This window comes from Streptomyces sp. TLI_185, assembly GCF_003814765.1.
Classification (GTDB): Bacteria; Actinomycetota; Actinomycetes; order Streptomycetales; family Streptomycetaceae; genus Streptomyces.
In genome coordinates, this window is the sequence record NZ_RKRB01000001.1 from 283,254 (window position 1) to 299,815 (window position 16,562).

Here is a 16,562-nt window from a genome sequence, read left to right on the forward strand (position 1 = left end):
CATGGCAGGGACACATGTCAGCCGATGCGTAGCGAGCGATCACTGGGCGAGAGATGCCCGGACCGATCCCGCCGTCGCCACCGCGTCGCTCGCCGCGGAGGCCGCCCTCCTTGAGGAGCGGCTGAGCGTTCTCAGGGAAGCGATCGACGCGGTGGACGCCCGCATCAACGCGGTCTCCACCCGACTCAGGCGTCTGCGGCGCCCGGTGCCCGGACCTCCTGACGGCCAGGTACCTGCCGGCGGAGGAGGCGACGCCGGGCTCGATCACTCGGTGACAGGCCGTCCTTGACGCACCGTACGGGTGGACACGGTGAGCCATGGCCGTGAACGGTGTGCCTGCTGAACGCCCTTTCCGTTCTCAACAGGCGTGAGCCGCTCCATATGATGTCCGGGTAGCATCCCCCGGTGCCGTGCCCGACACGGCACCGTCGGCATCGGATGGGGCGGCCGGCCGCCATCACAACGTTGAGGACGAGAGGAACCCATGGTCTCCGTAACCCAGGTGACCCCGACGGCTCGCAACATCGAGATCACCGCCGAGAGTCTCCAGGAGGACCTGGTACGGCTGGAGATCCAGAAGCAGGCGCTGGAGAGGGAACTGGCCGCGGTCTCCGCTCATCTCGCCTCTGTACGACTGGCCCTCGGCGCCTTTCAGTCTCTGGTGACGGGGGCCTCCGCGTCTGCCTCCGATGCCGGCCGGGAGGATGCGCGGCCCGTGGAGCCGGCACCCACGCAGTCCACGGCTGTGGCCAACACGCCTGAAGACGCCGGCGAGAGCCGGGCGCCGGCCGCCCTCGCCGACGTCGACACCGCGAGCGGCAAGACGTACGGCAAGCTCACCGAACAGATCCTGGCGTACTTCGCGGACGCCGGGGATGTCGACGTCCGTGCCCGCGATGTCGCCTCCGCGCTGGGACGCGACACCGACAGCGGCAGCATCAATGCCGTCCGCAGCACGCTCGACCGGCTGGTCGGCACCTCCCGCATCCGGCGGACCGGCCGCGGTCTCTACCGCGCGGTCAAGCCCTGAGCGGATCGGGATCTTCCGTGGGTTCCGCACTCCGGTGCGGTTCCCCGCCGGTGACGAAGGCCTCCCTCGGGTGCTGTACCGAGACGAGGGACACGATGTCCCGGCCGTAGAAGGCGGCGGTGGCCCACACGGCGAACACCCGGGCCTTGCGCTCCCAGCTCGGTATGGCCAGGACGTGGTAGCCCCGGTGCATCAACCAGGCCGGGAAGCCCTTGATGACCAGGCGCCGGTACTGGAAGATCCCCCGGCCCAGCCCCAGCGTGGCCACCACCCCAAGACTGCGGTGCACGTAGTCCTTGGTCGGTCGGCCGCGCAGTGCCGCCACGATGTTCTTCGCCAGACGTTTTCCCTGGCGGACGGCGTGCTGAGCGTTGGGGACGGTGCGGGCATCGGGTCGTCCGACCGCGAGATCGGGCACGGAGGCGTCGTCGCCGGCCGCCCAGACGTCCGCGACCACCTCGGTGTCCGTACTGACCCGCAGATCCGCACGCACGGTCAGCAGGCCCCGTGCGTCGACAGGGAGGTCGGTGTGGTTGTGCACGATCGGGTTGGAGGCGTTGCCCGCCGTCCACACCAACAGACCGCCGTCGTACTCCGTCCCGTCGGAGAGCACGACATGTCCCTCCTTCGCCGAGACGAGCTGGGTGTTCAGATGTACCCGTGCGCCCCGCCTCTCCAGCGAGCGCACCACCCACGCACCCGGCCGGTCGGTGACCTCGGGCAGGATACGGTCCCGTGCCTCGACCAGATGGAACGACAGCTCTTCCGCTGCGATCTCCGGATAGCGTTTGAGCAGCGCGGTCGCCAGGCTCAGCAGCTCACCGAAGCCCTCGACCCCGGAGAAACCACCGCCGACGACAGTGACGGTGAGCAGTTTGCTGCGCTCCGGTCCGCGGGACAGTGTCGCCGCCCGGTCGAACGAGGTGAGCAGCCGGTCGCGGATCGCCACGGCCTCCTCGACGTGTTTCAACCCGTACGCCTGCTCACTGAGTCCGGCGATCGGGAAGGTGCGGGTCACGGCTCCCGCCGTGACCACCAGTACGTCGTAGTGGAGGTCGAACGCCGGTCCGGTCTCCGGCTGGACCGTCACCGTACGCGTGCTGTTGCGGATCTCCGTCACCGCGCCCGCGATCACCCGGGTCCGCCGCAGATGCCGCCGGAGCGAGATCGCGGCATGGCGCGCCTCCACCGACCCGGCGACCACCTCGGGCAGGAACGGCTGGTACGTCATGTACGGACGAGGGTCGACGACGGTGACATGTGCCTCCCCCCGCCGCAGCTTCTTCTCCAGGCCCCAGGCGGTGTAGAAGCCCGCATAGCCCCCACCCACGATCAAGATCTCGCGCACGGTGTCCTCTGTTCCTCTCGGTTCTCCCCTCTAGACCGGCAGGAACGGCTCGGTGTGACACCCTGGTCCGACACCAGCCGCCCGCTGCCCTCCCGTGGGCGCTGCCGCACTCGCGCCCCGCGTCGCCTCGTCACACGCTCGCGTGCGCTTTCCAGTGCCCCTCGAGGATCGCGGCCACCTCCGCGGGCCGCTGGAGTACCGGCCAGTGATTGCACTCCATCTCGATCACCTCTGATCCGTGCAGGGAAGCTCCGAGCCTGCGGCCGAACTCGATCTGACAGGCGGGGTCGAGCCTGCCCCAGAAGACCAGGCACGGCGCCGACACTGCAGCAAGGCCTGGTTCCCACTCCGCCCCCATGGTGACCGCGGACCGGTACAGCCTGAGGATGGAGTCCTTCATCGGCTCGTCCAGGCGGCTCATCATGTCCTTGGCCAGGTCGATGGGCACGTCGAAGCCCGCCGCCACGTCGGTGGCGAAGGACTCCGTTCGCAGTTCCCTCATGAACTGGTCGCCTTCCACCCGGTCCTGCCAGATCTTGGCCAACGGGTGCCACACGTAGCCCGAGTTGATCGGTCCATTGCCTCCGGCCCAGGTGCGGACCAGATCGGGACGCCGGGAGGCGACGCGGAGGGTGAGGATGCAGCCCCAGTCGTGCCCGACGAGGTCCACCGGCTCACCGATCCGCTCCAGCCGTTCGCTGAGCCAGTCGACGTACTCCTCCTTGGTGGATCCGAACCCGACCGGGCGGGGGGCGCCGAACCCGGGAAGATCCCAGGCCTCCAGGTCGGTCCTGGACAGGTGCTGTCGCACGCCGTCCCATACGTGGTGGGTGTCGGGAACGCCATGGATCAAGATCGCGGGCATGAGTGCATTCCTCCATCAGGCGACGGCGCATGGTGCGCGAGAGATCTCACCACATCTTGTCACACGGTGTGACCCGTTCGGCTCTCCGGTGAGCGATCCCCACTGGGGGCACGGCGCATCGTCCACCGCCGGCAGAATGGTCGTCGTTCGTGGAGGCATGTCACATGAACCCCGCCTGCCCGGTCAGCACTGCTGAGGGCGCCGCCGGCCGATCACGGTGAACGGCAACGGGGCGCCTGACGGGAGGAAGGGACGCCTCATGGGACAGAGCGGTGACACGGCACCCATCGCGGACCTGCTCGACGAACGAAGGCACCTGCTCAACGTCGCCTACTGGATGCTGGGCACCTGCCTCGCAGCCGAGGACGCCGTCGCCGAGGCTTACCGGCGGTGGTACGCATTGACGGACGTCCAAAGAACACGCGTCACCGAGCCGCGCAGCTGGCTGACCAGAACGACGGGCATCATCTGCCTGACCCGTCTGCCGCTGCCGGAGCACCGGGCGGCGAACGCCGAGGCAAAGGGCAACGCCACCGGGATCACACACGACCGGGCACTGACGGAAGAGATCAACAACGTACTGTTCGAAACCCTGGGCACTCTCTCCCCCGCCGAACAGGCGGCGTTCATCCTCGACGACGGCTGCGCCCTTCCGCGCCAGACCGTCGCCGACGTCACGGGGACAACACCCGCCGTACCCGAGGAACTCACCGACTCCGCCCGTCGCGCTGTGCACACCTACCGCACCTACCGCGCACGTCCCGACGCACCGCAGCAGCACGACAAGGTCGTCCGTGGCGTCCGCCAAGCCTGCGCCACGCACGACGTCGAGCACCTGGCATCTTTGCTGGCCCCCGAAGTCACCGCGTTCTTCGACGGTGGCGGCAAAGTGCGCGCCCTGACCCGGCCGGTGCATGGCAATCAGCGTGTCGTCCGCGCCCTCCTCACACTCCTCGCCCCGCGCCCCCACACCACGTTGCACCTTTGCTCCGCCAATGGCCGCACCGCGATCGTCGTGCGCTACGGCGACCAGGTCGCCGCCGTGATCAGCTTCGACGTCGCCGGTCACCACGCCACCCACATCTGGGCCGTCCTCAACCCCGACAAACTGCGGGCCTGGAACCGGTCCCGCCACCCTGTCGGCGAACACGACGCACCCGGCGGCTGAGCGACGCACAGAACCGTGCGACGTCCTCATATCGCCGGGGCGCCAGGTCACGGCGGACGCGCTCCCCGTTGCGCCGCGCCTGCGACAGTGGCAACAATGGGCGGACAAGGTTTCACACAGGCATTGCTGCATCTTCACCGCGGTGACGGCGGGGCTTCGGCGAGGTTGAGAGGGAGACATGGTTCCGGCATCTCACGCGGCACACAACATTGAGATCACCGCTGAGAGCCTCCAGGAGGATCTCAGCCGCCTGGAACTGCAAAAGCGGGCGCTGGAGCGGGAACTGGCCGCCGTCGTCGCCCATCTGGGATCCGTCGAGCGGGCCCTGAGCGCCCTCGAGTCCGTGTTGGCGACCCCGGCGGAAGCGATGCCGGTCAGCACGGACACCCGGTCGGCGGGCGCCCCTGTCGCCGCCTCGCGCGACGTCTCCCGGGTCGCTCGGCGGCCCGCAGTCCGCAAGGGGACCGGGAGGAAGAAGGCGCCCCGCTCGCAGGCCGACACGGAGCGCGCGTACGGCAGGCTGACCGAAGAGATCCTTGAGTACCTCGCGCAGGTCGGTGACACCGATGTGCGTGCCCGCGATGTGGCGACGGCGCTGGGACGCGCCACCGACAGCGGCAGCATCAACGCGATCCGCAGCACACTGGACCGTCTTGTCGGCGCGTCCCGCATCAGGCGTACCGGTCGAGGGCTATACCGCGCCCAACGGTCCTGAACCGCGTCGGGGCTGCAGCGGAGTGGCCCCGGACGCCGGCTCGCGGGGGATCGAAAGGCATCCAGGGCCACCACACCCATCCGGTTCACGCAATGGATGGTTCCGTGTCAACGGCAGCTTCGCGGGTGGCCCGCCCGGCGCCGAAACACTGTGATGATGCTACCGCACTTTGACACCGTCTCAAGCAACAGTGGTGCCATCCGCCCACGAACTGACAACGTTGGACAGTGCCGTCGGTTCTGGGCGACCAACGTGCGCCACAGGAACTGGTGTCACGAGGGGTGAAGCTCGACGACAACCCGGTAGCTGGCAGGCTCCGACGTGATGTGAAGACCTGGGTCGTCGAACAGGCGCTGCAACGCCGCATGCCACTCCGGGTTGGCGGTGGCCTTGTCCAGCGCGGTCCCCGAGGTCCACTCGGCCACGTGGACAAACCGTGTCTCCGGGGCGTCGGCCAGGGGGCGGTGCAGGCGTGAGCGGACGAAGCCGGGCTGGGTCGACATGATCCGCGCGTTCTCCTGGTACGCCTCGGTGAAGTAGTCGGCTTCCTCCGCCGGCACGGTGTAGCTCTTGATCACAGTGACCGGGCCGTCAACACCGGTCTTCGATTCCAGGGAGTGACTCATGCCCACACTGACCGGCAACGTCTCGCCCGTGTGACCGGCCGTCAGCTTTCTTTGCCGTGTGATTACCTTGGTGGGCCTTTGTGCGCCGATTCCTTGCAAACAGTGTTATGACAAGGTTCACTGTGTCTTGCATGGGCACAACGACCGGCGCACCATCTGGGAAGTGTGAACCTGTCTTTGCACCGTGGGTCACGGATAAGAGTCCAGGGCCTCACAGCAGCACGACGCAGCCCCTCCGCTCGAGCTCGATCAGCAATGATCGCGAAGGCGCACAGGCGTTCCAGCGCAGGTCCAGCTTCTCCAGGGAGGGCATGTCGATGACCCAATCCGGCAGCGCGGTGAGGCGGTTGCTTCTCGCGCCGAGGTGGCGCAACCGGGGCAAGCCTGCCAGCGGTTGCGGCAGTTCGAGGAGAGCGTTCTCCCGCAGGTCCAGATGGCGCAGTTTGTGGAGGCCGGTCATGGATGACGGCAGGGTTTCGATCGCGTTGCCCCGAAGCCAGAGCTCGCGCAGGTTGCCAAGCTGGCCAATGGTGTCGGGCAGCGTGATCAACTGGTTGTGCTGGACCCGGAGTTCGATCAGGCCGGTCATCCGGCCGATCGCCTCGGGCAGGCGGGTCAGGACGTTCTCGCTCACGTTGAGGTAGCGAAGCCGCGTCAGGTTTCCCAGCGAGTCAGGGATGTCCGACAACTCGTTGTCGTGCAGGTAGAGTAAGTCCCTGAGACCGCGTTTGAGATCTAGTGGCTCGTCACGCAGCCTTGGCCGGGTAATCGACCCACCGCGCGTCAGCCAGCAGACTGTCTCCGAGACCTGATCTTGGAGGTGGTCGTGGGGCGTCGACCGAGTGTGTTCGTCCGGCCGGTCACGATCGACGAGGGTCGTAGGCTGCAGCGGATCAGCCGGACTGCGCAGGACCCGGTCAAACTCCGCCGGGCAATCGTGGTGCTGATGTCCGCCCAGGGCCAGACGGTCAAGGACATCACCTCGCTGATACAGGTCGGTGAGGACTACGTCCGCGATGTCATCCACGCCTTCAATGAGCGGGGGTTCGACGCGCTGGACCCAAAATGGAGCGGGGGACGCCCCAAAACGATCAGTGACGAGGTGCGCGAGCACATCTGCCTGATCGCCCGGACGTCCCCCGCTGACTGGAAGATCACCGCGTTCTCCACCTGGAGCCTGAGCAAGCTCGCCGACCACCTGGTCAAGCAGAAGGTGACCTCGGCCATCAGCCGGGAGACCCTGCGCCGGATCCTGCACACCGGCAAGGTCTCCTGGAAGACCACCACCACATGGAAGGCGTCCAGTGACCCGGACTTCATCGCCAAGATGCAGCGTGTCCTGGCGCTGTATGACACCCCGCCCGACGACGGACGGGTGATATGCGTCGACGAGTTCGGGCCGCTGAACCTGATGCCCCGCAAGGGCAAAGCATGGGGCCGGTGAGGCGCCCGCGCAGGCTGCGGGCCACCTACAACCGCTACAACGGCGTGATGCACATGCTCGCCGCCCTCGATCTGGCCACCGGCAAGCTGTACTACCGCATCCGCCCGCGCAAGCGCTGGCGCGAGTTCCTCGGCCTGCTCAAGACCCTACGTGCGCGGTGGCCCGGTCAGAAACTGTACGTGGTGCTGGACAACTTCTCCCCGCACAAGCATGCCGAGGTGCGGACCTGGACCGCTGACAACGACGTCCAGCTGGTCTTCCTTCCGACCTACGGCTCATGGCTGAACTGGATCGAAGCGGAGTTCGCGGCGCTGCGCTACTTCGCGCTCAACGGCACCGACCACCGCAGCCACAACGAGCAGAACGCCGCCATCGCCGCCTACGTCCGCTGGCGCAACGCCCGTGCCGAACCGAAGACCGCCTTCGCGCCCGACTCTTCGATCCGCAGTTGGACCGAATACCCCGCCAGGGCGGCCTGACCCAGCTCTACGATCTTCACATGAGTGACCGGAACCTGACGGCCGATGAGCTGCAGACGGCCCGGCTGTCGCTACGGCGTCCGACCGAAGCCGATATCGATGCGATCTTCGCAATCCACCATGATCCCGAGACCTGCCTGCACAACCCCTCCGATGCGCTCGCCCGCCCCGACGAGGCCGGGGAGCTGTATCGACGCTGGAATGAGCAGTGGCAGCGATACGGATACGGGTACTGGGTTGTCCGGCGCCACGACTCCGATCAACAGTTGGGCTTCTGCGGGATCAAGCCCATGGAACTGCAGGGCCTTAAGGTCCTTAACCTCTTCTACCGCTTCGCCACCTCGGCCTGGGGCCAGGGCTACGCCGGCGAAGCCGCCACCGCGGTGACCACCTGGGCATCCCGCCATGTTCCAGACCTGCCGTTGATCGCCCGCGTCCGGCCGGCCAACACCGCTTCCCAACGCGTGGCAATCCGCGCTGGCCTGACTCGAGCGGAGCACCTCGACGGCACCGGATACGACGGCCACGACTGGATCTACGCAGCGAAGCTGCCGAACTGAACAGCCTCCAGGGTGCAGGTGGCCCTCACGGCAGGAAGGCTTCAAGGCCGTCCAAACTTCCGAGCCAAGCCACTAGGCGCTGTTCGGTGAGGAAGGCATGGGCGGCGGTCACGAGGGTGACGTGGTGGTGCCAGCCCGCCCAGGAGCGGCCCTCGAAGTGGTACAGGCCCAAACCGTGCTTGAGTTCGCGATAGTCGTGCTCGATGCGCCAGCGAACCTTGGCCAGACGGACCAGGTCAGCGATCGGGGTGTCGGCCGGCAGGTTGGACAGCCAGTAATCGGTCGGTGCCTCGGCATCGGCGGGCCACTCGATCAGCAGCCAGCAGTCGGGCAGGACCCCGTCCCACCAGCCCTGTTCGGCCGGGGCAGCGGCCTTGATCGGACGCTCGACAGCCTTGCCGGCCGGGCGGACGCGCACGGCGGCGAAGCGGGAGCGTAACTCGCCGCGCGAGCCGTGCCGCCAGGTGACAGAGGTGAACGCCGTGGCACCGAGGCCGGCGGCAAGGGCTGCCACCGAGGGCGCGAGATCCCGGTAGCGGGGCTGGGGCCAGCAGCCGACGGGCCCGTTGCGGGCCGGAGCGACGGGCTCAGCATCGAAGGGGTGTGCGACGACATCGGCGCGGACGGCCAGCATGTAGGCAAGGCCACGCTCGGCCAGTGCGGCCCGCAGACGGGCGTTGGTTCCGTAGGCAGCATCGGCCACCACGACCGGCGGCGTCATGCCCCAGTCGGCGAGAGTGTCGAGCATGTCGAGGGCCAGGCGCCACTTCTCGCGGTGCGTGGCCTCAGGTGGAACGCGGGTTTTCGCCCGGCGGTCGGTGTCCGATGCCCACTCTTTGGGCAGATACAGGCGCCATTGCAGCGGGCAGGAGGCCGTATCGGTGGCGGCGTGGACGCTGACCGCGACCTGGCAGTTGGCACACTTGCCCAGAGCCCTGCAGTACTGCGGGGCCACGGCGACCGACATCATCCCGTCCTTGGGAACCGACACGTCGTCGATCACCCACGCCGCCGGGTCGAAGTGGCAGCATCCGTTCGCAGATGCGCCGCTGCACCGGCACCGGATCCCACGTGGACTGGTTCACGAACTGCTGCAAGTTCTGCTCGTTGCCGTCCGGCAGCCGCAAGGCCATGGCCTGGATGGACTTGCGGCGGCCGTCCAGCATCAGTCCCCGCAGATAGCAGTCGCTCTTGGCGCGCTGGTCCTTCCGCGGCACCGAGGCAAACACATCCGCCACGAAGAACGCCAACTTCGCCCGTACACGCTTCACTTCATGTGCGTCCACACGCTCAACATGCTCCTGAACAGGCCCGACAGGAAGACCTAACGGAGTCCTACTAAGGGCTGTCCCGCAATTGATCTTGTGCGCTCCTGTAGCCGGTCGGCCGTCCGATCAGCGTGCCTGGCGAAGGTTGTGCAGGTGGGCGATACCCAAGATCGCGTAGTGGACACCGTCGCCCAAAACGTTCCTCGAACCACATGTAGTCGGTGGCGGTCGTCATGCCTGTGATCCTCGCTTACACCCTCGGAGGGACAGGACCCAGACCGAACCAGATCGATAGAGACGGGACTCTTCAGTGACGCTTCGCGGCTGTGATCACACCTGTTCTTGGTAGACCCTGAGTTCTTGGGGATGGAAGCTGCGGACGATCATCCAGAATTCCTGGCAGCCAAGGCCGTTGGTCCAGCTGTCGAGTTCGTCGCCCGTGTCGTGCAAGAACCAGGACTCGAAGTGCCCCAACGCCCGAAGTTGAAGGACGGTCTCGTATCGAAGTTCGCAGTGGATGGTTCGTCGTCTCACAGTGAAAGGGATCCGGTGTGACCGGACGCTGCCGGAGCCCATGCTGAGCACTCCCGTACCCACGCCGGATCTGCAGCCGGGCTGGGTGGGCGAGCCGAAATTATGGATGCCGGTTTCGTTCTGTCCGTTGTCCACTGCAGGCATGGCTCAGGGCCCTCCGGGGTGAAGGGCCCTGGACCAGTCGTGGCGTCGGTTGGAGAGCCGACAACGAGCGGCGAATCATGTGCCGAGTAGCTCGTGAACCGCCTCCGAGGCCGCCGCCGGAAAATTTCAGATGGACGGCGGAGCCCAGCGCAGGCTGCTGACCAGGAACCTGCGGACCGTCAACGCCCTGACGGACCCGACGGTCCTCGAGGCGGTGATCGCCGGTGTGACCGCGGGCTCAAAGGGGCGGGCACAGTGTCGCCGGTCGGGCGCCTGTCCATGAGTGAGTGGGGCTGCCGCATGGACAGGCGTGACCGTGGGCCTCAAGCCGTTTCGAGGAAGGGGTAGTCGGTGTAGCCCTCGGCGCCCGGGCCGTAGAACAGTTCCGGGCGCGGCTCGTTCTCCGGGTGGCCACCCTGCCAGCGCTCGACCAGGTCGGGGTTGGCGATGAGGGCCCGGCCCACGACCACGGCGTCGGCGTGGTCGGCCTCGACCTGCTGGAGCGCCTGCTCGCGGGTGGTCTGCCCCCCGAAGGGGCCGTTGTTGACGATCAGCTTGCCGTCGAAGCGCCGCCGCAGTTCCTGTACCAGCTCGCCGCCCGGCTCGGCGTGCAGTACGGAGAGGTAGGCCAGGCCCAGGGGGCGCAGTTGGTCCATCAGGGTGCCGTAGGTGGCCAGGACGTCGTCCCGGTCGGTCTCGAAGACGTCCCCGAGGTCGACCTCCGGCGAGATCCGCAGCCCGACCCGCTCGGCACCGACGGCCTGGGCGACCGCCGTGACGACCTCGACGACGAAGCGGGCGCGGTTGTGCGGCGAGCCGCCGTATCCATCGGTGCGCTGGTTGGCCGCCGGGGAGAGGAACTCCTGGAGCAGGTAGCCGTTGGCGCCGTGGATTTCCACGCCGTCCGCTCCCGCCTCGATGGCCCGGCGGGCCGCGGCGACGAAGTCCTCCAGGGCTGCCCGGATCTCTGCGGTGGTCATCGCTTCCGGTACGGGGTAGGGCTGCTCGCCCTTCTCGGTGAACGTCTTATTGTCGATGGCGATCGCGCTGGGGGCGAGGATGCGGCGGCCGCCGTTGATGTCGGGGTGGGTGCCGCGGCCGGCGTGCATGATCTGCAGGACGATGCGGCCGCCCTCGGCGTGCACCGCCTCGAACACCCGCTGCCAGCCGGCCGCCTGCTCGTCGGTGGCGATGCCCGGCTCGCCGACATACCCCTGCGACGCGTGGTCGGGGTAGGTGCCCTCGGTGATGATCATTCCGACGCTCGCCCGCTGCCGGTAGTACTCGACCATCAGGTCCCCGGGAATGCCGGAGGAACCGGCCCGGACCCGGGTCAGCGGTGCCATGACGATGCGGTTGGCGAGCTCGATCTTCCCGAGGGAGACGGGGGAGAAAAGCGATGGAACGGGCGAAACTTCTGAAATGTTGATAGTCATGGGTTTCTCTCTTTTGCAATACGGAGGAAAACGGGATGAAGGTCTGCGACGCAGGGGGTCCACGCTGTCCCGGAGGAGGCGCGGATGCGGTCCTCGGGCAGGCGCGGGCCCGCTGACGTGACGCGGTTCCAGGGCCGCGATCGGGGTGTGGGTGGTGTTGGCGGCGAACGCGGGGGCGAACGCGGTGAGAGCCGCATGCCGTCGGCGTCAGCGTCGACGCCGGTCAAGCGCAACTGCCCGCCGGAGTATGGGCGTTCGCTCCTTGCCCAAGATCAGCAGTCAGGCAGGTGAGGAAGTCATGGGTGCCGCCGCCGGAGTCGGTACGGATCGGTGTCTGCAGGCCGCACCGCGACCGACTCCCTCTTCGCGCCCCCGCGAAGAGGACCGATACACGGTTTCATCTGGAACGCGCTTCCGGGTGGCGGGCCCGGCGATCTCAGCGATCCTCACTCCCACCGCCCTGAGGCACTTCCGCCAGCCGATCGCCCATCGGACAGCCTGCTTCACGAAAACGCGAGGCTAGTTGAGCGGGACGTCCGCGACGGCCTTGAGGTGGCTGAACGTCTCGAGGGAATACCGGCCGTGGTACCGGCCCATGCCGCTTTCGCCGACGCCACCGAAAGGCAGGCCGGGCATGAGCAGTTGCATTACCGGCTGGCCCCAGGCGACGCCGCCGGAGGACGTCTCGTTCACGAGGCGCGACTTGGTGGCCTCGGACGTGGTGAAGGCGTAGAGGGCCAGTGGCTTGTCGCGTTCGTTGATGAAGGCGATGGCGGCATCGAGGTCTTCGACTTCGACGACGGGGAGGATCGGACCGAAGATCTCCTCCTGCATGACCGGCGATGCGGGGTCGACATCGGTGAGCACGGTCGGTGCGATGAACAGGTCGTCGCGGTCGTGCTGGCCTCCCACCGCAGCCCGGCCGGAGTCCAGCAGCCGGGTGAGGCGGTCGAAGTGCCGCTCGTTGATGATCCGGCCGAAGCCGGCTGAGGTCTGCGGGGTGGAGCCGAACTGGGCGTCGACCGCCGTGCGCAGGGCGGGGACCAGTGCGGCGGCGGTGGCGGGATCGGCCAGCACGTAGTCGGGGGCTATGCACTGCTGCCCCGCGTTGCCGAACTTGGCGCCGACCAGCCGCCTGGCGGTCTCGTCCACGTCGGCGTCGGGCGCCACGAAGACCGGTGACTTGCCTCCGAGTTCGAGCGTGACGGGGGTGAGGTTCTTGGCGGCTGCGGCCATGACGATCCGGCCGACGGTGCCATTGCCGGTGTAGAAGATCTGGTCGAAGCGTTGTGCCAGGACGGCCGTGGTCTCCTCGGCACCCCCCTCGACTACGGTGAGCACGTCGGCGTCGAAGTACTGTCGCAGGAGGCGTGAAGCGACCGCCGATGTGTGAACCGAGATCTCGCTCGGCTTGGCCACCACGGTGTTGCCGGCGGCCAGTGCGCCGATGATGGGGTCGATGAGAAGGTGCAGCGGGAAATTCCACGGAGCGATCACCAGGACGACCCCGAGCGGGTCGTACGTCGTGTAGGCCGTGGTCGTGGGACCGAAGTGGGCGGGAACCTCCACCGGGCGAGGCTGAAGCCAGCTCTCGAGATTCGCCAGCGTCTCGTCGATGTCGGCAACGGTGAAGTCGATCTCCTGCGTCTTCGCCTCGGCGGGGTTCTTCCTCAGATCCGCCCAGAGCGCTTCGATCAGCTCCTCCTCGTTTTCGACCAGCAGTGCCCTCAGCCGCCGCAGCTGGTCGATGCGCCAGTCCAGTGGGCGGGTGACGCCGGTGTTGAACGTCGCACGAAGACGGCCGACCACCTCCGCGGCCGTTTCACTCTGGTGCGTCCTCGACTCGGTCCCCTGTGTTGCGGTCATGGGGTGTACTCCGTTCTTGATGCAAGCCACGCCGCGGCTGCCATCCAGCCGGGCACGGTCTCCAGCGTGCTGGATGATCCGGTATTCACCCAGGTCACGGCTTTGTGTACATCCGCTGTGCCTACCACTGACTGGTGCAGGCTGGTGTGTGTCCGACCGTGGATACTCGAAGGCATGGACGAATACGCCGAACCGGTGCACGAGCCCGCCGACGGTGCTCTGGACCCGCGTGCCGAGCTCAGTGAGTTCCTGCGCACCCGGCGGGCCCGGCTGAAGCCGGAGGACGTGGGGCTGCCGGACTTCGGGCGGTACCGGCGGGTGCCGGGGCTGCGCCGCGAGGAGCTGGCGCAGCTGGCCGGGGTGTCGGTGGGGTACTACACGCGGCTGGAGCAGGGCAACGGGCGGCACGTGTCGGCGGAGGTCCTCGACGCCATTGCCCGCGTGCTCAGGCTGAGCGACGCCGAGCACGCCCACCTCACACACCTGGCGAAGCCGAAACAGAAGAAGAAGCCGGCGGGCCGCACCCAGCGGGTGCGGGGCTCCCTGCGGACGCTGCTGGACACCATGGAAGGCGGCCCGGCGATCCTCGTGGGGCGGCGGGGGGACATCCTCGCCTGGAACCGGATGGCCGCGGCGGTCTTCGGCGACTGGGCCGAGCTGCCCGCGCAGGAGCGGAACTGGGCGCGGCTGGTGTTCCTCAGGCCCGAGTACCGCGACCTGTTCGTGGACTGGGAGCAAAAAGCGAACGACGTCGTCTCTCAGCTGCGTATGGACGCCGGCTCCCATCCCAACGACCCCCGGCTGTCCGCGCTGGTGGGCGAACTCTCCGTGAAGAGCGAGGAGTTCCGGCGGCTGTGGGCCGCACACGGCGTCAAGGACAAGTGCCACGGTATCCAGCGCCTGCACCACCCGCTCGTCGGCGAACTCGACCTCCGCCTCGAGTCGTTCCACCTGGCCGACGACCACGAACAGACACTGGCGACATACCACGCCGAACCCGGTTCCCCGTCCGCGGAGGCACTACGACTGCTGGCCAGCTGGGGCACCGATGCGACAAGGGCGGGAGCCGGGATGCCGCCGACACGCACGGCTTGATGAACAGTTGATCACCGGTAGCTGCGCGCCTCGGCCCCGGCACGCGCTGTCTCGCCAGCCCCCGTCGAAGCGCCGGCATCCCGCGCACCCTCGGAACCGCCCACTACCGCCGCACCCGCAGCTCCTCCGCCCGTCGCGCCAGTCACGCCGGCCTCGCGCGAACCACGGAAAACCGAAGTGCGTGCGCAGATCCCGGGCTGACTGACTACGGCTTTGGCCAGCTGCCCAGCGCGAGGTTCGCGACTTGCAGCAGCTCAGGGCGGGAACTACCACTCGCGGCCTGGACGGCAATCCCATTGGCGACGGTTCTCAGGTAGAGCGCGAGAAGATGAGGATCTGTGGAAGGCGGAAGGTCACCGGCGTCCACCGCCTGTTGAAACCGGCGCGTCAAATGGGCTATCCCGTCCTCACGCCATGCGATGAGTGCGTCTCGGACTGGGCGGCTGTCATCCCCGGTGGCCAACGCACCATGCACGCCAAGACAGCCCGTGGGAAATCCCGGCATGGTTGCCGCCTCGACCGTCCCGTGGAGTACGGCAGTAGCCACTGCTGCACTTGTGGCCTCTGCCAGAGCTCGGGCGAAGTAGGCGGTCAAGCCCTCGGTGTAGCGCTCCAGCGCCTTGTAGAAGAGGTCTTCTTTGCTGCCGAACGCCCTGTACAGGCTGGGGCGGCTGATACCCATCGCCTCGGTGAGGTCGTCAAGGCTGGCACCCTCGAAACCCTTTGACCAGAACACCAGGACTGCACGATCGAGTGCCTCGTCGATGTCGAACGCGCGAGGCCTGCCAGGAGGGACCGGTGTTGGCGAGGTCATTTCTTCATGCTACTCCTTCGGTACCGATCGGTACGGATGCGCTACAGTGTTTCGTACCAATCGGTACGCTATACAGACGGGTGATCTCGTGTCACAGACCGTACTCATCACTGGCGGAACCTCAGGCATCGGCTTGAGCCTCGCGCAATCCTTCGTGGAGCTCGGGGCGTCTGTCGTCGTCTGCGGACGTTCGCAGGCTGCGCTTGACCGATTCGCGCAGGCACACCCGCAGGCGCTGGCCGTGCGGGCCGATGTGACGGACGCAGCTGACCGTGCAGCGTTGCTGCAAGCAATCGCTGATCGCTTCGGGTGTCTGGACGTGTTGGTCAACAACGCCGGTACGTTCGAGGAACGAGACTATGCAGCCGGCAAGAACCCCAATGCGACTCTCGATGCGGAGGTGGCGTTGAACCTCACCGCCCCCATCCACTTGACGGGTGAAGTGCTCGAGCGATGGCCAGAGCCCGACGCGATCGTATTCATCACCTCGGGGTTCGCTTTGGTCTCGCCCACTCGCGCGCCGACCCACGGCGCGGTGAAGGCCGGCCTGCACGGCTTTGCGGACGGCTTGCGCCGTCAACTCGCCCCGCAGGGCACCCATGTCCTCGAGGTCCTCCCACCGTCTACGGACACGCCCATGAACGCCGAAGCCACGGGGAAGAAACTGACTCCCGAGCAGGTGGCGGCGGTCACGATGAAGGCTCTTCGGCGGGGGCGGAACATGGCATTCCCCGGTCAGACGAAAGTCATGCCCGCCATGCTGCGCATCGCGCCGGGCACACTGCGACGCGTCGTCGCCGAGCTCTGAACCCCATAGAAAACCCTTCCCCAGCACACCTCACCGAGCGGGCTCCCGTCTCCCGCGAAGCCGAAGGCAAGGAGCCGTTTCGACCTAGGCCAACGCCGTGACTCTGTTGGTGATCTTGCCGGGGTCAGTTGCGGGCGGTGCAGGGGGCGCGGAAGCGGCTTGGTGCCCGCCGGGGGGCGGGGCGGTTCGGCGATCCAGTCGACGATGCGGGTGACGTTGCAGACCAGCGCGGTCAGGACGTGCCCGATGTGCGTTTTCGGCGGGCCTCGGTAGCGGGTTCGGCGCAGGCCGCAGGCGCGGACGTTCTGGGAGGGGGTGGCTTCGATCCCGGCGCGGATCGCGTACCGGCGTCATTGTTGATC

17 protein-coding genes and 1 pseudogene are annotated in these 16,562 nt (G+C 67.4%); 8 read left to right on the top strand and 10 right to left on the bottom strand.

The window, feature by feature from the left end; genetic code table 11:
• The first annotated feature begins 484 nt into the window (after positions 1-484).
• Positions 485-1,030, top strand: coding sequence for a hypothetical protein (locus EDD92_RS01230; RefSeq protein ID WP_123962458.1), 546 nt, complete (start codon positions 485-487; stop codon positions 1,028-1,030).
• On the opposite strand, the gene EDD92_RS01235 is transcribed toward EDD92_RS01230, so the two are convergent.
• Positions 1,020-2,378: an NAD(P)/FAD-dependent oxidoreductase gene (locus EDD92_RS01235; protein WP_123962459.1), complete on the bottom strand. Its 1,359-nt coding sequence runs from the start codon at positions 2,376-2,378 to the stop codon at positions 1,020-1,022. The two genes, EDD92_RS01230 and EDD92_RS01235, sit on opposite strands and share 11 nt — an antisense overlap.
• A gap of 130 nt (positions 2,379-2,508) precedes the next feature.
• Positions 2,509-3,243: an alpha/beta fold hydrolase gene (locus EDD92_RS01240; RefSeq protein WP_123962460.1), complete on the bottom strand. Its 735-nt coding sequence runs from the start codon at positions 3,241-3,243 to the stop codon at positions 2,509-2,511.
• A 259-nt stretch (positions 3,244-3,502) separates the two neighbouring features.
• Between EDD92_RS01240 and EDD92_RS01245 the strand changes: the two genes are divergently transcribed.
• Positions 3,503-4,411, top strand: a complete 909-nt coding sequence (locus EDD92_RS01245) for a sigma factor (protein WP_123962461.1) — start codon at positions 3,503-3,505, stop codon at positions 4,409-4,411.
• 178 nt (positions 4,412-4,589) lie between these two features.
• Positions 4,590-5,126, top strand: a complete 537-nt coding sequence (locus EDD92_RS01250; RefSeq protein WP_123962462.1) for a hypothetical protein — start codon at positions 4,590-4,592, stop codon at positions 5,124-5,126.
• Positions 5,127-5,398: 272 nt separating this feature from the next.
• On the opposite strand, the gene EDD92_RS01255 is transcribed toward EDD92_RS01250, so the two are convergent.
• Both EDD92_RS01255 and EDD92_RS01260 read right to left on the bottom strand, forming a co-directional pair.
• Positions 5,399-5,752, bottom strand: coding sequence for an antibiotic biosynthesis monooxygenase family protein (locus EDD92_RS01255; protein WP_123962463.1), 354 nt, complete (start codon positions 5,750-5,752; stop codon positions 5,399-5,401).
• Positions 5,753-5,963: 211 nt separating this feature from the next.
• On the bottom strand, positions 5,964-6,662 hold the full coding sequence (locus EDD92_RS01260) for a leucine-rich repeat domain-containing protein (RefSeq protein WP_123970213.1): 699 nt from the start codon (positions 6,660-6,662) through the stop codon (positions 5,964-5,966).
• Between EDD92_RS01260 and EDD92_RS50435 the strand changes: the two genes are divergently transcribed.
• The 3 genes from EDD92_RS50435 to EDD92_RS01275 are packed head-to-tail and all read left to right on the top strand — an operon-like array spanning position 6,579 to position 8,235.
• Entirely contained in the window at positions 6,579-7,196 is a 618-nt protein-coding gene (locus tag EDD92_RS50435; RefSeq protein ID WP_260326266.1) for an IS630 family transposase, read from the top strand. The genes EDD92_RS01260 and EDD92_RS50435 overlap by 84 nt on opposite strands.
• Positions 7,184-7,675, top strand: coding sequence for a transposase (locus EDD92_RS50440; RefSeq protein WP_221268062.1), 492 nt, complete (start codon positions 7,184-7,186; stop codon positions 7,673-7,675). Before EDD92_RS50435 ends, EDD92_RS50440 begins: the two co-directional genes overlap by 13 nt.
• Positions 7,676-7,695: 20 nt before the next feature.
• Positions 7,696-8,235, top strand: coding sequence for a GNAT family N-acetyltransferase (locus tag EDD92_RS01275; protein WP_123962465.1), 540 nt, complete (start codon positions 7,696-7,698; stop codon positions 8,233-8,235).
• A 25-nt stretch (positions 8,236-8,260) separates the two neighbouring features.
• Here EDD92_RS01275 and EDD92_RS01280 read toward each other — a convergent pair.
• The 4 genes and pseudogenes from EDD92_RS01280 to EDD92_RS01295 all read right to left on the bottom strand — a co-directional run bounded on the left by EDD92_RS01280 (position 8,261) and on the right by EDD92_RS01295 (position 13,483).
• Positions 8,261-9,521, bottom strand: a pseudogene (locus tag EDD92_RS01280) (IS701 family transposase).
• Between the two features lie 312 nt (positions 9,522-9,833).
• A complete protein-coding gene (locus tag EDD92_RS50745) occupies positions 9,834-10,181 on the bottom strand; it encodes a hypothetical protein (RefSeq protein WP_260326267.1) in 348 nt (115 codons plus the stop codon).
• A gap of 323 nt (positions 10,182-10,504) precedes the next feature.
• Positions 10,505-11,617 (bottom strand): alkene reductase, encoded by a 1,113-nt coding sequence (locus EDD92_RS01290; RefSeq protein ID WP_123962466.1) that lies wholly within the window; start codon positions 11,615-11,617, stop codon positions 10,505-10,507.
• 519 nt (positions 11,618-12,136) lie between these two features.
• Positions 12,137-13,483, bottom strand: coding sequence for an aldehyde dehydrogenase family protein (locus tag EDD92_RS01295; protein ID WP_123962467.1), 1,347 nt, complete (start codon positions 13,481-13,483; stop codon positions 12,137-12,139).
• Between the two features lie 174 nt (positions 13,484-13,657).
• Between EDD92_RS01295 and EDD92_RS01300 the strand changes: the two genes are divergently transcribed.
• On the top strand, positions 13,658-14,578 hold the full coding sequence (locus tag EDD92_RS01300; protein WP_123962468.1) for a helix-turn-helix domain-containing protein: 921 nt from the start codon (positions 13,658-13,660) through the stop codon (positions 14,576-14,578).
• A 205-nt stretch (positions 14,579-14,783) separates the two neighbouring features.
• Here EDD92_RS01300 and EDD92_RS01305 read toward each other — a convergent pair whose 3' ends face one another.
• Positions 14,784-15,392, bottom strand: coding sequence for a TetR/AcrR family transcriptional regulator (locus EDD92_RS01305; protein WP_123962469.1), 609 nt, complete (start codon positions 15,390-15,392; stop codon positions 14,784-14,786).
• A gap of 88 nt (positions 15,393-15,480) precedes the next feature.
• On the opposite strand from EDD92_RS01305, the gene EDD92_RS01310 reads away from it, so the two are divergent.
• Positions 15,481-16,200, top strand: coding sequence for an SDR family NAD(P)-dependent oxidoreductase (locus EDD92_RS01310; RefSeq protein WP_185123890.1), 720 nt, complete (start codon positions 15,481-15,483; stop codon positions 16,198-16,200).
• On the opposite strand, the gene EDD92_RS01315 is transcribed toward EDD92_RS01310, so the two are convergent.
• A complete protein-coding gene (locus tag EDD92_RS01315) occupies positions 16,128-16,538 on the bottom strand; it encodes a transposase (protein WP_123970214.1) in 411 nt (136 codons plus the stop codon). The two genes, EDD92_RS01310 and EDD92_RS01315, sit on opposite strands and share 73 nt — an antisense overlap.
• Between the last annotated feature and the right edge of the window lie 24 nt (positions 16,539-16,562).